The organism is Microbacterium sp. CFBP 8801, assembly GCF_014839455.1.
Taxonomy (GTDB): Bacteria; Actinomycetota; Actinomycetes; order Actinomycetales; family Microbacteriaceae; genus Microbacterium.
The window spans coordinates 37383-54697 of the sequence record NZ_JACYNU010000014.1; the positions used below are offsets into that span (position 1 = coordinate 37383).

A 17315-nucleotide genomic window follows, 5' to 3' on the forward strand; every position below is an offset into this window, starting at 1 on the left:
GCTCACGGCCGAGCGAGGCCCGCCATCCGGAACGCCACGTCGACCAGCTGCACGCGCCGCAGCTTGCGGGCGGTCGGCAGGGTGAACCACTCCGCCCGGTCGGTGGAGCCGTCGACCTCGTTGCGCAGGCGCCCGCCCACGACGTGCGCGCGGTAGACGATCCGCAGGGCGTGGAGGGGTCCGGTCTTCCCCTCGGCGGCGCGCGACTCGGCCGGGATGACACGCGAATGGATGCCGAGAAGCTCGTCGATGCCGACCCGGTACCCGGTCTCTTCGCGCACCTCGCGGCGTACGGCGCTCACGGGGTCCTCACCGTCTTCCAGACCGCCGCCCGGCAGCGTCCACGCCGCGCGTCGCCCGTGCACCCAGTGGGCGAGCAGCACGCGGTCTTCGGCGTCGGTGATGACGGCGTACGCGGCGACCCGCATGTCCATGACCGAACTCTAGCGAAGCCGAGGCGGCGGCACGTCCCGGCGCGAGCGCCGCGGCCGGAAACGAGAAGAGCCGGTCCTGGTGGACCGGCTCTTGCACCGTTGTGGAGCCTAGGAGATTCGAACTCCTGACATCCTGCTTGCAAAGCAGGCGCTCTACCAGCTGAGCTAAGGCCCCGTGAGGGAGAAGGGTGGGGCTACCAGGACTTGAACCTGGGACCTCTTCATTATCAGTGAAGCGCTCTAACCGCCTGAGCTATAGCCCCGTCTCGGTGACGTGATCACGTCAACCTCGAAGACTTTACCGGATCACCGAGGTTTTTCCGAATCGACGTCAGTTCGACGTGAAGCCGACGAGCAGACCGCCCGTGACCTTGACGGCGAGGTTGTAGATCCCCGCCATGACGGCGCCCAGAACGGTGACCACGACGAGGTTGAGGATCGCCACGATGGCCGCGAAAGCCATGACCTGCGGCAGTCCGACGTACTGCGAGAGCGTCGCCCCGCCATCGGTGAAGCTCGTGAAGAACTCATCGAGCTTCGTGATGAGGCCGGTCGCCGACACCACCAGGTAGATCAAGAAGTACGACACGACCGTGACGATGGCCAGGGCCACCGCTGCCAGGAACGACAGCTTCACGGCCGACCAGAAGTCGATGTACACCAGGCGCAGACGTACCTGCTTGGCAGGGGTCTTGTGAGTCGACTTCTTGGCGAGTTTGTCGGCTACCGTGCTCATGCGTCAGTACTTTCCTCGGGGGTCTCGGGAGCGGAGGCATCGGCCTCGTCCGCAGGGGATGCGGCGGGCTCCGTGGTTGTCTCCGTCGTCTCGGCAAGGTTGCGCTCGGCGTTGCGCGCGATGGCGATGATGCGGTCATCGCCTCCGGCGCGGGCGAAAACGACACCCATCGTGTCGCGTCCCTTGGCGGGCACCTCGGCCACGGCAGAGCGTACCACCTTGCCACTGGCAAGAACCACAAGGACCTCATCGCCCTCGGACACCATCATTCCGCCCGCGAGGGTGCCGCGATCGTCGGTCAGACGCGCGACCTTGATGCCCAGACCGCCACGATTCTGCATGCGGTATTCGGTCACGGCGGTGCGCTTGGCGTAGCCGCCCTCGGTGACGACGAAGACGAACTCGTCATCCTGGGCGACCGATGCCGAGAGCAGGCTGTCGCCCTCTCGGAACTCCATGCCCTTCACGCCCGAGGTCGAACGACCCATCGGGCGCAGGGTGCTGTCGGTGGCCGAGAACCGCAGCGACATGCCGAGGCGGCTGATGAGCAGGATGTCGTCTCCCTCATCGACCAGCATCGCGCTCACGAGCTCGTCGGCGGCGCCCTGCTCGGCCTCGTCACCCTCTTCGGCGACCTGACCGCGCAGCTTGATCGCGATCACACCGCCCTGACGGTTGGTGTCGTACTCTGCGAGCCGGGTCTTCTTGACCAGACCGCCGCGTGTGGCCAGGACGAGATAGGTCGACACCGAGTAGTCGCGGATGTCGAGGATCTGGGCGATCTCTTCGTCGGGCTGAAGCGCGAGCAGGTTCGCGACGTGCTGGCCCTTCGCATCGCGACCGGCCTCGGGCACCTCGTACGCCTTGGAGCGGTACACACGGCCCTTGTTCGTGAAGAACAGCAGCCAGTGGTGCGTCGTCGTGACGAAGAAGTGCTCGACGACGTCGTCGGCGCGCAGCTGCGCACCCTTCACGCCCTTGCCGCCGCGGTGCTGCGAGCGGTAGTTGTCGCTGCGCGTGCGCTTGATGTAGCCGTCGCGCGTGACGGTGACGACCATCTCCTCCTCGGCGATGAGGTCTTCGATCGACACGTCACCGTCGAACCCGTGCAGGATCTCGGTGCGGCGGTCATCGCCGAAGCGGTCCGTGATCGCGGTGAGCTCGTCGCGGATGATCGTGCGCTGACGCGCGGGCGTGGCGAGGATGTCGTTGTAGTCGGCGATGCGGGCTTCGAGCTCGGTCGCTTCGTCGACGATCTTCTGCCGCTCGAGCGCCGCGAGGCGGCGGAGCTGCATGTCGAGGATCGCCTGCGCCTGCACATCGTCGATGTCGAGGAGCTTCTGCAGGCCCTCGTTGGCATCCTGTGCCGTCGGCGAGCGACGGATGAGCGCGATGACGTCGTCGAGGGCGTCGAGTGCCTTGAGGTAGCCGCGCAGGATGTGCATGCGCTCTTCGGCCTTGCGCAGGCGGTACTGCGTGCGGCGCACGATGACCTCGACCTGGTGGTCGATCCACAGGCTGATGAAGCCGTCGAGCGCGAGCGTGCGCGGCACGCCGTCGACGATCGCCAGCATGTTCGCGCCGAAGTTCTCCTGCAGCTGGGTGTGCTTGTAGAGGTTGTTCAGCACGACCTTCGCGACGGCGTCGCGCTTGAGCACGACGACCAGGCGCTGACCGGTACGGCCCGAGCTCTCGTCGCGGATGTCGGCCACGCCGGTGATCTTGCCCTCGCGAGCGAGGTCGCCGATCTTGACCGCGACGTTGTCGGGGTTGACCTGGTACGGCAGCTCGGTGATCACCAGGCACGTACGGCCCTGGATCTCTTCGATGTTGACCACGGCGCGCATCGTGATCGAGCCGCGACCGGTGCGGTAGGCCTCTTTGATGCCGCGCGTACCGAGGATCTGCGCGCGGGTCGGGAAGTCGGGGCCCGGGATGCGCTCCATGAGCGCTTCGAGCAGCTCCTCGCGAGTGGCATCCGGGTTCTCGAGAGCCCACAGCGCGCCGGCCGAGACCTCACGCAGGTTGTGCGGCGGGATGTTCGTCGCCATGCCGACCGCGATGCCGACCGAGCCGTTCACGAGCAGGTTCGGGAACCGCGCCGGCAGGACCGTCGGCTCCTGCGTCTGGCCGTCGTAATTGTCCTGGAAGTCGACGGTCTCTTCTTCGATGTCGCGCACCATCTCGAGCGCGAGCGGCGACATCTTCGTCTCGGTGTACCGGGGCGCGGCCGCTCCCTGGTTTCCGGGCGAACCGAAGTTGCCCTGTCCAAGTGCGAGCGGGTATCGCAGCGACCACGGCTGCACCAGACGCACGAGGGCGTCGTAAATGGGAGCGTCGCCGTGGGGGTGGTAGTGCCCCATGACCTCGCCCACCACGCGGGCGCACTTCGAGAACGACTTGTCGGGGCGGAATCCCCCGTCGTACATGCCGTAGATCACACGGCGGTGCACCGGCTTGAGGCCGTCACGCACGTCGGGCAGCGCACGGCCGACGATGACGCTCATCGCATAGTCGAGATAGCTCCGCTGCATCTCGAGCTGCAGGTCGACCTGGTCGATCCTGCCGTGGTCGTGGGCGGGCTCGGCGCGGACGTCGTCGGGCTCGGGAGTGGAGTCGTCAGCCATGTCTTCTCAGTTTCGTAGTGCGTCGTCGTCGATCGTCGTCGTGCCGGACGAGATCAGATGTCGAGGAAGCGGACGTCTTTGGCGTTGCGCTGGATGAAGCTGCGGCGCGATTCGACGTCTTCGCCCATGAGGACCGAGAAGATCTCGTCGGCCGCGGCCGCGTCGTCGATCGTGACCTGCTTCAGCGTGCGCGTCTGCGGGTCCATCGTGGTCTCCCACAGCTCGTGATCGTTCATCTCACCGAGACCCTTGTACCGCTGGATGCCGTTGTCCTTGGGGATGCGGCGACCGGAGGCCTGACCGTCGATCAGCATCGCGTCGCGCTCACGGTCGCTGTACGCGTACTCGTGCGCGTGGTTCGACCACTTCAGGCGGTACAGCGGCGGCTGCGCGAGGTAGACGTAGCCGGCCTCGATGAGCCCACGCATGTAGCGGAAGAGCAGCGTCAGCAGCAGCGTCGTGATGTGCTGACCGTCGACGTCGGCATCGGCCATGAGCACGATCTTGTGGTACCGCGCCTTGGTCATGTCGAAGTCTTCGCCGATGCCCGTGCCGAAGGCCTGGATCATCGCCTGCACTTCTTTGTTGCCCAGCGCGCGGTCCAGGCGGGCGCGCTCGACGTTGAGGATCTTGCCGCGCAGCGCCAGGATCGCCTGCGTGTGGGGGTCGCGACCCTGAACGGCCGACCCACCGGCCGAGTCGCCCTCGACGAGGAAGATCTCGCTGATCGACGGATCCTTCGACGTGCAGTCCTTGAGCTTGTCGGGCATCGCCGCCGACTCGAACACGCTCTTGCGACGCGCGGTCTCGCGCGCCTTTCGCGCGGCGAGGCGGGCGGTGGCCGCGTCGAACGCCTTGCGGATGATGTTCTTGGCCTGGGTGGGGTTGCGGTCGAACCAGTCGCCGAGCTTGTCGCCGACGACCTTCTGCACGAATGCCTTGGCCTCGGTGTTGCCGAGCTTGGTCTTGGTCTGACCCTCGAACTGCGGCTCCGACAGCTTCACCGAGATCACGGCGGTGAGACCCTCGCGGATGTCGTCGCCCGTCAGGTTGTCGTCTTTTTCCTTCAGCAGGTTGTTCGCCCGCGCGTAGCGGTTCACGAGAGTGGTCAGCGCCGCGCGGAAACCCTCCTCGTGCGTTCCGCCCTCGTGCGTGTTGATGGTGTTCGCGTAGGTGAAGACGTTCTCGGTGTACGCCGTCGTCCACTGCATCGCGAGCTCGAGTGCGATGTGGCGGTCGGTGTCTTCGGACTCGACCTCGATGATCACGTCGTTGACGACGTCGGCCTTGCGCACGCGATTGAGGTGCTCGACGTAGTCGACCAGGCCGCGCTCGTACAGGAACGAGTCGTGGCGGCCCTGGGTGACCTCTGCTCCGGGGTCGCCCTCGGTCACGACCGCGTCGGGCCGCTCGTCGCGCAGGCTGATGCGCAGGCCCTTGTTCAGGAACGCCATCTGCTGGAACCGCGTCCGCAGGGTGTCGTAGTCGAAGTCGACGGTGTCGAAGATGGTCGCATCGGGCCAGAACGTGATGGTCGTCCCGGTCTTGTCGCTCTCTTCGCCCTTCGCGAGAGGGGCGAGGGGAGTACCGCCGTCGCGGAACGACTGACGCCACACGTGTCCCTGACGCTGCACCTCGACCTCGAGGCGCGTCGACAGCGCGTTCACGACCGACGAGCCCACGCCGTGCAGGCCGCCCGAGACGGCGTAGCCACCGCCACCGAACTTTCCACCGGCGTGCAGCACGGTGAGCACGACCTCGACCGTCGACTTGCCCTCGGTGCGGTGCATGTCGACCGGGATGCCGCGACCGTTGTCGATCACGCGGACGGCTCCGTCGCTCATGATCGTGACGTCGATCGTGTCGCAGTAGCCGGCCAGGGCCTCGTCGACGGAGTTGTCGACGATCTCTTGCACGAGGTGGTGCAGACCCCGCTCACCGGTGGAGCCGATGTACATGCCGGGGCGCTTACGGACGGCCTCGAGACCCTCGAGCACCTGGATGGCGTCTGCCCCGTACTCGTTGGGAACCTTGGTCGATGCGACGGGAGGTTCCTCGGAAACGCTGTCGGGGTTTTCGGACGTCATGGGTACGTGCGCTCCAGATCGGTTCGTCGGAAGCTCCATCCTACCGCGTGGGGCTCGCGAAAATGGCGTGTACGCCCCTACACGGCGATAAATCGGACCGAGGCGGGATCGACCATGGCCTAGCCGTAGGTATCGCGCGGACCGCGGCCTGGAACGGCTCTGGGGCCCCATTTCCAAGAGGGGACGTCCGGCCCTACGAACCGGATGGCTTCGACCCCCGCGTCGGGGAAGCGTCGGATGATCTCCGAGAGGATGTGCGCGCGCATCAACTGGAGCTGCTTCGCCCACGCCGTCGAATCGGCCTGGACCGTGAGCGTGCCGGCATCCAGAGCCACCGGGCGGGTGTGCGCCGCCGTCTCGGCACCGGCGACCTCGTCCCACTTGCGCACGAGGTCCTCTCGCGACAGCTGGGGCTCCCAGCCCGCCGATCGAGTGAGGCCCGACAGCACATCGCCGAGTCCCCGGGGATCACGGCCCGGCGTGAACGGTGCGTTCTCGCCGTCGTCCACCCGGCGCCGACGCTTCTTCTTGCGATACGGCGAGGGCTCGAGTCCGCGCAGCCGCAGGTAGGTCGCCACCGTCTCGGGGAGCTCGCCCTCGTCACTCATCGCCGGGCTCACGGATCTGACCGGCTTCGACCCGCACGACGCGGGCGCGCAGCTCGGGCGGGACGTCTTCTTCGACGGCCGACGTCACGATGACCTGTTCGTACCCCGCCGCGAACTCGGCCAGGCGGGCGCGGCGGCCGGCGTCGAGCTCGGCGAAGACGTCGTCGAGGATCAACACGGGGTCTCCGAGCCGTGACTCGGCACGCAGGAGCTCGGCCGAGGCGAGTCGGAGCGCCAACGCGATCGACCAGGATTCGCCGTGCGAGGCGTAGCCCTTCACCGGGAGGCCGCGCACCTCGAGTACGAGGTCGTCGCGGTGCGGGCCGACCAGGGTGAGTCCGCGCTCGAGTTCGGCCGAACGGCGTGCGGCCAGCGAGGCTCGGAACTGCTCTGCCAGCGGAAGGGCCGAGCCCGCGGTCTCGACGGCGTCGTCTTCTTCGGGGTCGCCCCCGCCCACCGACAGCGCCCACGTGAGCCGCGGTCGGTGGTCGTCGCCCGCGATGGCCTCGTAGGCGTGCGCCACGGGCTGGGAGAGGGCGGATGCCAGCGCGATGCGCGCTTCGATCACCTCGGTGCCCAGGGTGACGAGCTTGTCGTCCCATACGTCGAGGGTGCTGAGGGCGTCGCCGCGCACCCCGCGGGCGCGCGCCGATTTCAGCAGGGCTCTGCGCTGCCGCAGGACGCGGTCGTAGTCGCCCAACACCGCGGCCATGCGAGGAGTCCGTTGCACGATGAGCTGGTCGGCGAACCGACGCCGGGCGGACGGGTCACCGCGCACGATCTGCAGATCTTCGGGGGCGAACAGCACCACCTGCGCGTACCGGGGCAACTCCGAGGTGCGGACGTTGACGCCGTTGACCCGAGCCTTGTTCGCACCCTGGCGGTTGAGCTGAAGCTCGAGGAGCACCGTGCGCTCACCGTGTGCCAGACGAGCGCGCACGATCGCGGCATCCGTTCCGTCGCGCACCATCGGTGCGTCGTGAGACACGCGGTGCGAGCCGAGCATGGCGAGGTAGGCGACCGCCTCGACGAGGTTCGTCTTGCCCTGCCCGTTGCGACCGATGAAGACGTTCGCGCCCGCGGAGAGCGAGACATCGGCGACCGCGTAATTGCGGAAGTCCTTCAGTCCGAGCTGCTCCACGATCACCGAGTCAGACTACCCGTCGCCTCCGACACGACGACCGGAGCCCGATCTCAGCGCAGGAGCAGGTTCGGCTGGAGAAGGTACTTGAACGAGCCCTCGCCACCCTTGTCGACCGAGGTCTGCGGGGTGACCAGCACGGGGCTGAGCTTGTTCGCGTTGTCACTCGAGGTGAACGTGATGCGCGTGAACTCGCTGCGAACGGCGCCGAGCGACTCGAGCAGGTACTGGGGGTTGAGGCCCAGGGTGACCTCGTCGCCGACGAGGGTGGCGTCGACCGACTCGGTCGCGCGCGCCTGCTCGGTACCGGAGGCATCCATCGAGACGCCCTCGGGACCGAAGGTGAAACGCAGCGGAGCGGAGCGGTCGAGGACGAGCGCCACGCGGCGCACCGCCTCGGCGAGCTCGGCGGTGTTGACCACGCTGTGGTGCTCGGTCTGCGCGGGGAACAAGCGGCGCACGGGGGGGAAGTTGCCCTTGATGAGTAGCGAGGTCACCGTCTTGTTGCCGGACGAGAACGCGATGATCTCGCGATCGCCCGAGCCCGAGAAGGCGATCGAGATGTCGCCGGCGTGCGCGAAGGTCTTGCCGACCTCCTGCAGCGTGCGGGCCGGCACCAGGGCCGACGTGGGTTCGTCGGAGGCCGCCGAACCGCCGTCCCAGGGGATCTCGCGCAGGGCCACGCGGTAGCGGTCGGTGGCGACGAGGCTCAGGCGGGTGCCCGTGACCTCGAGCTGTACGCCCGTGAGCACCGGGGTCACGTCGTCGCGCGAGGCGGCGAAGGCGACCTGTGCGATGGCCGTGGCGAACTCGTCGGCCGGGACGAGGCCCGATTCTCCGCTCACTTCGGGGATCGCCGGGTATTCCTGCACGGGCATGGAGGCGAGAGTGAATCGTGCGGAGCCGCAGGTGAGCAGGATGCCGCCGTCGTCGTCGACGGTGATCTGGATCGGAGCGTTGGGGAGCCGGCTGGCGATGTCGTTCAGAAGTCGGCCGTGCACCAGGATCGTGCCCGGCTCGTCGACGGAGGCTTCGATGGTGGTGCGCGCGGAGGCTTCGTAGTCGAAGGCGGCGAGGGTCAGACCCTGGTCTCCGGCCTCGATGAGCACACCGGCCAGGATCGGCTGCGGGTTTCGCTGGGGCAGGAGCTTGACCACGAACGAGACGGCTTCGCTGAACACATCACGATTGACGTGGAACTTCACGGATGCTCCCTTGATGGCGGGTACGGCTTACCCATGCTAGCCCCACGCTTCCGGCGAGCCGACGACGGGCCTGGCACGGCAAGGTCATCGAATCTCTCTTAACGAAGGGAAAAGGATCTTCATCTTGTTAACCACTGTGGAGACTGTGGATAACTTCCGACATGCGTGTTAACAGCTGGGAACTACACCGTTGTTAACTGTGGACGCGCTGCGGACAGCCTGGGCAGTTAACAGCGACGAGAGGGAGTGCGGTCGAGCTCTCCTCCACAGGCCAGCCCCGTTCGTACACAAGTCATCCGCAGCAAATCAGAGTTATCCACAGGTTTTCCACACTGTGTAGAACTGTGTCGGGAACCACTCGTACGCGGGCGCGTGCGCGATTTTCCGGGCCGAAAACGCGCGAAGGGCTCGCCCACGATGGTGGACGAGCCCTGACGGGAGAGGAGCGCTCAGCGCATACGGCCGAGCTGGCTGGTGATCTCCGACACCTGGTTGAAGATGGAGCGGCGCTCCTTCATGAGGTCGCTGATCTTCTTGTAGGCGTACATGACGGTGGTGTGGTCGCGGTTTCCGAAGAGCTGCCCGATCTTCGGCAGTGACAGGCTCGTGCGCTCGCGGCACAGGTACATCGCGATCTGTCGAGCCGTGGCGACGGCCTGCGAACGGCTCGAGCCGTAGAGGTCGTCGACCGACAGCTTGAAGTACTGCGCCGTCGCCGTGATGATGTCGGTCGGCGAGATGACGTTGGCATCGTCTTGATCGATGATGTCGCGAAGCACGGTCTGGGCCAGCGACATGTCGAGCGTCGACCTGTTCAAGCTGGCGAAGGCCGAGACGCGGATCAGCGCCCCTTCGAGCTCACGGATGTTCGACGAGACGACGGTGGCGATGTACTCCAACACGTCGTCGGGAATCAGCAGTCGCTCGCTCTGCGCCTTCTTCCGCAGAATCGCGATGCGCGTTTCCAGGTCGGGGGCCTGCACATCGGTGATGAGTCCCCACTCGAAGCGACTGCGCATGCGGTCTTCGAATCCGGTCAACTGCTTCGGCGGCAGGTCGCTGGTGATCACGACCTGCTTGTCGTGGTCGTGGAGCGTGTTGAAGGTGTGGAAAAAGGCTTCCTGCGTCTCGGCACGACCCTGGAGGAACTGGATGTCGTCGATCAGCAGGATGTCGACTTCGCGGTACCGCGCCTGGAACGCCGAGCCGCGGTTGTTCGCGATCGAGTTGATGAAGTCGTTCGTGAACTCCTCACTCGAGACGTACCGCACGCGGATGCCCGCGTACATGCTGGCCGCGTAGTCGCCGATGGCATGGAGGAGGTGCGTCTTGCCGAGGCCGGAGTCGCCGTAGATGAACAGCGGGTTGTACGCCTTGGCCGGTGCTTCGGCGACCGCGACGGCAGCGGCGTGCGCGAAACGGTTCGACTGCCCGATGACGAAGTTGTCGAAGGTGTACTTCGGGTTCAGGCGGGTGTCGTTCCGTGACGCCGGCACGATCGGCTCCGGTGCCTGTTCGATGACGGCCGCGTGCACAGAGACGGCGGGGCCGGATGACGACGGCCGGTCATCGTCACGGGACGAGGTGTGGTGGGATTCGACGAGGTCGGGATTGACCACGACGCGGAAGGTGCCCACTTCCGGGTCACTCCCCTGCACCTGGGCGAGCGCCTCGAGGATCGACGCGCGCATGCGTTTGTTGAACTGCGCCGCGGTCAGGTCGTTGGGGACGTCGAGGTAGAGGGTCCCGCCCATCACACCCTGCGGCACAGCCAGATTGAGGAAGCCGTGCAGCTGCGGGGTGACCCGATCGTCGGTGAGAAGATGGTCTAGCACGGCGGACCAGACGGGAACATCCGGTACTTCGTGCAGAGACATATCCCCTCCGGGATCTAGACGCGACGGCGATCGACGAGTCGCGTCGAACCTGTGGATAACTCCGAGGGCCACGCTAGTTCGCGGCTCTCGAGGAGCAAAATCCACTGTAAGTCCCGGCCGCGTGTCTTTGCCACGCTTGTGGACGGAGCCTGGGGATAATGAGCGGTCGGCTTCCCAGTTTGAGTTAACGCCCCGCTCGACGTAGCCTTAGTCGGTTGACTTATGCCTATACGGCAGTCCCGACCCCCGTCCCCGGCAGAAGAGCATCGGGCGACATCACCTCCGGAGTGACCCATGAGCAAGCGCACCTTCCAGCCCAACAACCGCCGCCGCGCCAAGAAGCACGGCTTCCGTGCCCGCATGCGCACCCGCGCCGGCCGCGGCATCCTCGCGGCGCGTCGCGCCAAGGGCCGCACCGAGCTTTCGGCCTGACCTACCAGGTGCTCGCGAAGCCGAACCGACTCACCCGCGGATCGGACTACAAAACCACAGTCCGACGGGGTTCTCGTTGTGCCGGAGCGCACACCGTGACCTACGTCGGGTCGTCGGCTGAGAGTGGTTCGCCTCGCTTCGGCTTCATCGTGAGCCGACAGGTCGGCTCCGCTGTCACCCGCAACACCATTCGCCGCCGCCTCAAAGCGGTGTGCGCCGAGGCGCTCCCGTCCATCAACGGGGGCGCCTCTATCGTCATCCGCGCTCTGCCGTCCGCGGCGACCGTGGATTACGCGACACTTCGCGCCGATGTGGTGCGGTGTCTGCAACGCAAGGCCGTCGCATGAGTGCGTCGACACTGCCGACATCGGCCACCGGGGCCGGTCGCCTGGCACCGGACGCCGTCCTGGCATCCCTCCCCCTCCTCCCCCGGAATGCAGGGCTCGCCCTGCTGCACGCGTATCGAGCGACGATCTCGCACGTCTACGGCGACGTGTGCAAGTACTACCCGTCATGCTCCGCCTATTCGGTGGGAGCGGTGCAACAACACGGACTCGTCAAGGGCGTCGCGTTCACCGCGGCCCGTCTCGCACGCTGTCATCCCTGGGCTCAGGGGGGCATCGACGATGTCCGTCCGCACCGCGCCTTCCGCCACGAACTCACTCCGCACGGTTTCGTCGTGCCTTCCCGAAAGGACTGATCGTGCAATTCGATCTCATTGGGACCCTTCTCTGGCCCCTCAAGTGGGCTGTCGAGCTCGTACTCGTCGGTTGGCATTCCCTGTTCACGGCGTTCGGCATGGCTCCCGCCGCCGGCATCACCTGGGTGCTGTCGATCGTCGGACTCGTGCTCATCGTGCGCGCGGCGCTCATCCCGCTCTTCGTCAAGCAGATCAAGAGCCAGCGCAAGATGATGGAGATCGCTCCCGAGCTGCGCAAGGTGCAGGAGAAGTACCGCGGTAAGAAGGACCAACTCTCTCGCGAGGCCATGAGCCGCGAGACCATGGCGCTGTACAAGAAGCACGGCACGACGCCGGTGTCGAGCTGCCTGCCGCTCCTGGTGCAGATGCCGATCTTCTTCGCGCTCTTCAGCGTTCTGAACGACGTCTCCAAGCACGCCGCGAGCGGCGTCGGTGGTGTCGGACTGCTCACCCCCGAGCTGACGACCGAGTTCTACGACGCGCGCCTGTTCGACGTGGCATCCATGCACGTCAACCTCGTCACCGCATGGGGTCAGGCCGACGGCCAGGTCACCGTCGCCATCCTGCTGACGCTCGTGGTGCTCATGATCGGGTCGCAGTTCTTCACGCAGCTGCAGATCATCTCGAAGAACCTGTCGCCCGAGGCCAAGACCGGTCAGGCGTACCAGATGCAGAAGATCATGCTGTACATCCTGCCGCTGGCCTTCATCTTCTCGGGTGTCTTCTTCCCGCTCGGTGTCGTCATCTACTGGTTCGTCAGCAACCTGTGGACGATGGTCCAGCAGTTCGTGGTCATCCGCGAGATGCCCACACCCGGATCCGACGCGGCCAAGGCTCGTGAGGAGCGTCTCGCGCGCAAGGGGAAGGCCATCGATGCGACCGGAAAGGTCGTTCCGATCGAGAAGTACCAGGCCGAACAGCAGCGTCTTCTCGAAGAGGCCGAGCGTGTGCGTGCAGCGCAGCCCAAGCGGCAGCAGCCCGTGGGCAAGCAGCGCGCCAAGAAGCAGCAGACCACGAAGAACACCGGTACGGCGAGCGGATCGGCCGGCACGCCCGGCTCGTCCCCCGCGCCCTGACGACCCGAAAGATCACGATGACGACGTCCGATCAGATCGCACCCGAACAGACCGCCGCCACCGAGGAGCAGCTCGAGCAAGAAGGCGACATCGCTGCCGACTACCTCGAGGGACTCCTCGACATCGCCGACATCGAGGGCGACCTCGCCCTCGATGTACGTGGGGGGCGTGCCTACGTGTCGGTCGAGGCCGATGACGCGGAGGCCCTCTCGACGCTCTCGCACCCCGACACCGTTCAGGCCCTGCAGGAGCTGACGCGCTTGGCCGTGCAGAACTCGACGGGGCGATTCTCTCGGCTCATCCTCGACATCGGCGGTTCGCGTGACGCGCGTCAGCGCCAGCTCGAAGCCCTCGTCGACCTGGCGATCGAGCGGATCAACGAGGGTGCCACACAGGCGTCCCTGCCGGCCATGTCGAGCTACGAGCGCAAACTGGTGCACGACATCGCCGCGGACCGCGGTTACACCTCTGAGTCGTTCGGTGAGGGCGCTGACCGCCACACCGTGCTGCGACGCGGCTGATCAGGATGCCGGAACAGCTCGAGCCTGAGCCGGCGGCAGCGGTCGCGCTGTTCGGCGACCGCATCGACCGTGCGCGGCAGTTCGTCGCCGCTCTCGCCGAGCATGGCGAAGAGAGGGGTCTCATCGGCCCCCAGGAAGTTCCGCGGCTGTGGACCCGCCACGTCCTGAACAGCGCGATCACGGCGCCGTACTTCTCCGGGCGATCGGTGGATGTGGGTTCGGGCGCCGGCCTTCCCGGTCTCGTGCTCGCCATCGCTCGTCCCGACGTCGAATGGACGCTCATCGAACCGATGGAGCGCCGTACGGCGTGGTTGACCGAGCAGGTCGCCGAGCTGGAGCTCGACAACGTGACGGTCGAGCGCATGCGCGCCGAAGAGTGGGCCCGCGGGCGCATCTTCGACGTGGTGACCGCCCGAGCCGTCAGTGCGCTTCGCACCCTCCTGCCCTTCACCGCTCCCCTGGTCCGCCCTGGTGGGAGGCTGGTGTTCCTCAAGGGAGCCAGCGTGGGCGCGGAGATCGAATCGGCCGCCAAACAGGTTCGTAAGCTCGGCCTCACAGACGTCTCGGTCGAGGTCGTGGGCGAGGGTGTGCTCGACGAGCCCACGCGCGTCTTCTTGGCCACCGTCTCGCGCTAGCGTTCGTGGAGGCTCTGAGGGGCTGCAGACGCCGCTGAGAGCCCACGCACGAGCGCGCGGGTGTGCGCGGCGGGTGCAGCACGGATGGTGTGCGCCCGTGGCGGGTATGGAGTGAGGAGCGGACACGGCGGTCGTCAGAGACGACGCTGACGCGAGTTTGTGCCCTTTCCCCACGGTGGCGGTGTGGTGGTCTCGGGCAGCGCCAGGGGCTGTCTTCGGTGCGTGCCTACGCACGATGGTCCAGGGCTGCGGCCGGACCGAGACATCTTGCGGGGAGCCAGCGTTCGCACCATCATTCCCCAATCTATTCAGGTGAATATAGTGGTGGGTGTAGGAAGGTGGGCGGCGCGATGGTCCTCTGGGCGACGATGAGGTCGGCAAGGACGGGTGCATCTGACGCATATCGCGCCGGATGACTTCTGTCAGATGGGGTGCGCGTGGAGCGTTCATCTGCTGCCGCCGTGCGCCTCGTGAGAGACGTGTCTTCTTCTGGATGCCAGACAAGGCACCATTGCGTCCGCGTTCGCCGACGTTGTTCACCACGTCACGTCCTCCCTCGCTCGCACGACCGGTTCGCGTGCGCGGAACGTCGTGAGGTGGGAGGACGCGCTCGAGTCCGAGTTAAGGCGAGAGCTCTGCGGCCATGGTCGTCCTCTTCGGTGAGCCTGCGACGAGGCCTGTGGGAATCGAGTCTCGTCGACGGTGAGACGGAACGGGGCACCGTATCGATCTGAAGATCCGCGGACTGGGATGGATCTACTGCGCGGGCGTGACAACGAGACCTCACGAAGCGCGTCTGCCGTGTGCGGTGGAGTTCGGAGGCGTCGACCGTTCTTGCTGCTACAGAGTGTGATGGTGGCTCGGGCGAATGCCCTGGTGCATTTCGCGTACGGGTGGGGAACGTGCTGACCAGTTGCGAGAACGTGGGGCCGTTGTCATGACCCGCACGAAGCGGGGTCCGGGTCTGGTCCGGATGTCGCTGCGTACGCCACGGTGTTCGCAGTTTCACGAGCGTAGGCGGATTCGTTCGAGCCTCTCGCTGCCCCAATGATCCTGCACATGTGAACGTGCCCCACGATGGGTGGGATCCCGTGATGCACGGTGACGATCGTGAGGTGGCGGCTCACGGGCTGTGGAGCCAGCTCGACGCGGTCGTCGTGTGTGGGGCCCGGGGAGGTCTGGGCGTGAGCCGCAAGTCGGTGTTCGACGCTCCCCTGACCGGGGTGTGGGCCTGGGCCAGCGTTGTGCACCGTGCACCGGGTTTTGGAGCGGCGCACGGGAACTCGGTTGTGACCATCAGAGTATTTCGGGGCGGCCAGAGTAGAACGATCATCTTGCATGGCATCGAGTACGGGGGCGGACGGTGACGTGATCTGCGCTTGGTTGAAGCCCGTGTGGGGCGCGCGCTTGCAGGGAGAGGCTAAGGGGTCAGCGAGAGGTGACCAGCAGGCGCGGGTATGCGGTGTCACTCTCATGTTCCACGTGAAGCATCTCGACTCTCTGGCTTGCTGTTGAACCGGCCCGTGTGTGTTTCACGTGAAACATTGAAGTTCGGGTCGAGAAGGTGGCAGGAGAGAGCGTCGGTGTCGGGTTGATCCCGCATGAGCACATCGCCTAGCTCTCGTCTCGCGGGCGCGGAATCGCGGCAGAGAATCAACGGTCGGGACGCTCCCCCGCCCATTGCTGCGCGCCCAGGCGCTCCCCGTTGGACTGGGTTGTAGTTTCGGCCCGACACGCGGATCGGTCGGTATGGGCTGGCCTTTCGGTTGCCTCTGCCCAAGACGTTGGTTCCAGCGGGGCGTCTTGAACCTTCCGAATGGTCGGTCCTGTGCGGGCGGCGCAAGTGTGTGCGGCTTGATCCGCGCGACGCCTTTCACGGGAGGTGGGAGGCTTGCGCAATGAGCGATGGCGGTGCCCTGACTTATCGCGGTCAGAGATGACTCGGTCAGCCGCCGGGAGTCTGGCCTGCTTCGCTACAGCCCTGGTCTCAACCAGTCGTTCTCCCAACAAGCCGTCTCGCCGGAGGGATCGACGTGACGGAGGGTGGGTTGTGATGAGATGCCTCCCGTGGACTGGCGACGTGGTCCGGCGGCTGATTCGGATGAGGACGTGATCTCCTCACGGTCGCGGACTCACTGACCGCGGCCGTCATCGACCGGCACGGTGCCAGCCGAACGGTGCACAATAGGCCGACGCGCGCCCCGCAGAACCACTCGGCGTCTCGTGTGGAGGTCGCCGCTGCGTAGAGAGCTCGGCATGGAGTTGACGGTGCATGGAAGGCGACACCGAAGTAGTCGAATCCGGACGAGTGCCATTCCGGGCAATCGAGGCTCGGCCCGGCTCGAAGGGGCCATCCCCCGGAGCCACCGTGCCGGTCGTGTGTGCCGGCTAATGCGATGTGCTGGGCGGTGCGACGTGCGGGGACGTACGTCGTGCCGCGACGTCTTTCGTGCCGGACCTATGTCGTGCAGGGAGATGCACCGCGCGGCGAAGTGTGTTGTCGCAGCCGCGCCCAGATGCGGTCGGGAGCACTTTCATGCGCACTGGCTGCAGCATCGGTGGCGGGACAGCGCACTGGGAAGGTCGGACGACGCCGTACCCTCCGCTCCGGTGGATGCTCCCCTGCATGGATCGAGAGACGGTCGCGGCGTACTCCGGCTTCTGCGCGGCTCAGAGATCGGCGTCGTCCGACACGCTGAGGCGCCCGCGCTTTGCTGCGCCGCGACTACCCCGCGATGGGCGCAGACAGGAGAGCGCGCGAGTGGCTGTGCGGGTCGCGTCGCTGCGACTCGGCCAGGTCATGCGTGAGGGTGGCGAACCAGTGCCGTAGTTCTTCGGCTCGAGAACGTGAGAGCACCGAAGTGACGTCACTTCGGGAGTATCGGCGCACGAGATCACGGGGCCAGATGCCGGTGAAGGCGTTCACCTTTCCGACACCGATAGATGTTTCTCGAGCCCCCACGAGCACCGCGGGTGTCCAGTGCTGAGCCCCGTCGGATCCGAGGAACTCTTGGCCACTTGGCGAGGCGTCAGGTCCACGTCCACGGGTATAACGCCGAGGTCCGAGGCGTTGAATGACAGTCCATGTTTCACGTGAAACATCGCGTATGTCGCCGGCCGATAGATCCGCCGCATTGCACCAGTACGCGGCGCACAGGGAGCCCCGCCTTCCCGCGCCCGTCTACGACAGGGATCGCGTCGTGAAGCGCGTTGGCCATCGCCATGCTGGAGCGGGT

At 66.2% G+C, this 17315-nt stretch carries 14 protein-coding genes and 2 tRNA genes; 6 read left to right on the forward strand and 10 right to left on the reverse strand.

Annotated features, from left to right (window positions below; translation table 11 throughout):
• Nucleotides 1–2: 2 nt before the first annotated feature.
• From IFR11_RS13780 to dnaA, 10 genes are all read right to left on the reverse strand, one after another.
• Nucleotides 3–434: an NUDIX hydrolase gene (locus IFR11_RS13780; protein WP_055832315.1), complete on the reverse strand. Its 432-nt coding sequence runs from the start codon at nucleotides 432–434 to the stop codon at nucleotides 3–5.
• Nucleotides 435–536: 102 nt separating this feature from the next.
• Nucleotides 537–609: transfer RNA gene (locus IFR11_RS13785), tRNA-Ala, on the reverse strand.
• Between the two features lie 14 nt (nucleotides 610–623).
• Nucleotides 624–697: transfer RNA gene (locus IFR11_RS13790), tRNA-Ile, on the reverse strand.
• Nucleotides 698–765: 68 nt separating this feature from the next.
• Nucleotides 766–1170: a DUF3566 domain-containing protein gene (locus IFR11_RS13795; protein ID WP_055832316.1), complete on the reverse strand. Its 405-nt coding sequence runs from the start codon at nucleotides 1168–1170 to the stop codon at nucleotides 766–768.
• Nucleotides 1167–3797, reverse strand: a complete 2631-nt coding sequence (gyrA, locus tag IFR11_RS13800; RefSeq protein WP_055832318.1) for a DNA gyrase subunit A — start codon at nucleotides 3795–3797, stop codon at nucleotides 1167–1169. Before gyrA ends, IFR11_RS13795 begins: the two co-directional genes overlap by 4 nt.
• Nucleotides 3798–3850: 53 nt before the next feature.
• Entirely contained in the window at nucleotides 3851–5884 is a 2034-nt protein-coding gene (gene gyrB, locus IFR11_RS13805; protein WP_055832321.1) for a DNA topoisomerase (ATP-hydrolyzing) subunit B, read from the reverse strand.
• A 119-nt stretch (nucleotides 5885–6003) separates the two neighbouring features.
• On the reverse strand, nucleotides 6004–6492 hold the full coding sequence (locus IFR11_RS13810) for a DUF721 domain-containing protein (RefSeq protein WP_055832323.1): 489 nt from the start codon (nucleotides 6490–6492) through the stop codon (nucleotides 6004–6006).
• Entirely contained in the window at nucleotides 6485–7639 is a 1155-nt protein-coding gene (gene recF / locus IFR11_RS13815) for a DNA replication/repair protein RecF (RefSeq protein WP_191916535.1), read from the reverse strand. Before recF ends, IFR11_RS13810 begins: the two co-directional genes overlap by 8 nt.
• 47 nt (nucleotides 7640–7686) lie before the next feature.
• Entirely contained in the window at nucleotides 7687–8838 is a 1152-nt protein-coding gene (gene dnaN, locus IFR11_RS13820) for a DNA polymerase III subunit beta (RefSeq protein ID WP_191916536.1), read from the reverse strand.
• 449 nt (nucleotides 8839–9287) lie between these two features.
• The gene (gene dnaA / locus IFR11_RS13825; RefSeq protein WP_191916537.1) at nucleotides 9288–10715 is read right to left on the reverse strand and encodes a chromosomal replication initiator protein DnaA; all 1428 of its coding nucleotides are present in this window, start codon (nucleotides 10713–10715) and stop codon (nucleotides 9288–9290) included.
• A gap of 294 nt (nucleotides 10716–11009) precedes the next feature.
• Here dnaA and rpmH point away from each other — a divergent pair, with 294 nt between their 5' ends.
• Genes rpmH through rsmG form a run of 6 tightly spaced genes read left to right on the forward strand, consistent with a single transcriptional unit; the run spans nucleotide 11010 to nucleotide 14079 of the window.
• A complete protein-coding gene (rpmH, locus tag IFR11_RS13830; RefSeq protein ID WP_013584598.1) occupies nucleotides 11010–11147 on the forward strand; it encodes a 50S ribosomal protein L34 in 138 nt (45 codons plus the stop codon).
• A gap of 8 nt (nucleotides 11148–11155) precedes the next feature.
• Entirely contained in the window at nucleotides 11156–11494 is a 339-nt protein-coding gene (rnpA, locus tag IFR11_RS13835) for a ribonuclease P protein component (RefSeq protein ID WP_055935199.1), read from the forward strand.
• On the forward strand, nucleotides 11491–11847 hold the full coding sequence (gene yidD, locus IFR11_RS13840) for a membrane protein insertion efficiency factor YidD (RefSeq protein ID WP_055832332.1): 357 nt from the start codon (nucleotides 11491–11493) through the stop codon (nucleotides 11845–11847). The genes rnpA and yidD overlap by 4 nt, the downstream gene beginning before the upstream one ends.
• 2 nt (nucleotides 11848–11849) lie before the next feature.
• Entirely contained in the window at nucleotides 11850–12923 is a 1074-nt protein-coding gene (gene yidC / locus IFR11_RS13845; protein ID WP_156458668.1) for a membrane protein insertase YidC, read from the forward strand.
• Between the two features lie 17 nt (nucleotides 12924–12940).
• A complete protein-coding gene (locus tag IFR11_RS13850) occupies nucleotides 12941–13444 on the forward strand; it encodes a Jag family protein (RefSeq protein WP_055832334.1) in 504 nt (167 codons plus the stop codon).
• A gap of 5 nt (nucleotides 13445–13449) precedes the next feature.
• Complete coding sequence (gene rsmG / locus IFR11_RS13855) at nucleotides 13450–14079, forward strand: 16S rRNA (guanine(527)-N(7))-methyltransferase RsmG (RefSeq protein WP_055832337.1); 630 nt, start codon at nucleotides 13450–13452, stop codon at nucleotides 14077–14079.
• Nucleotides 14080–17315 lie beyond the last annotated feature (3236 nt).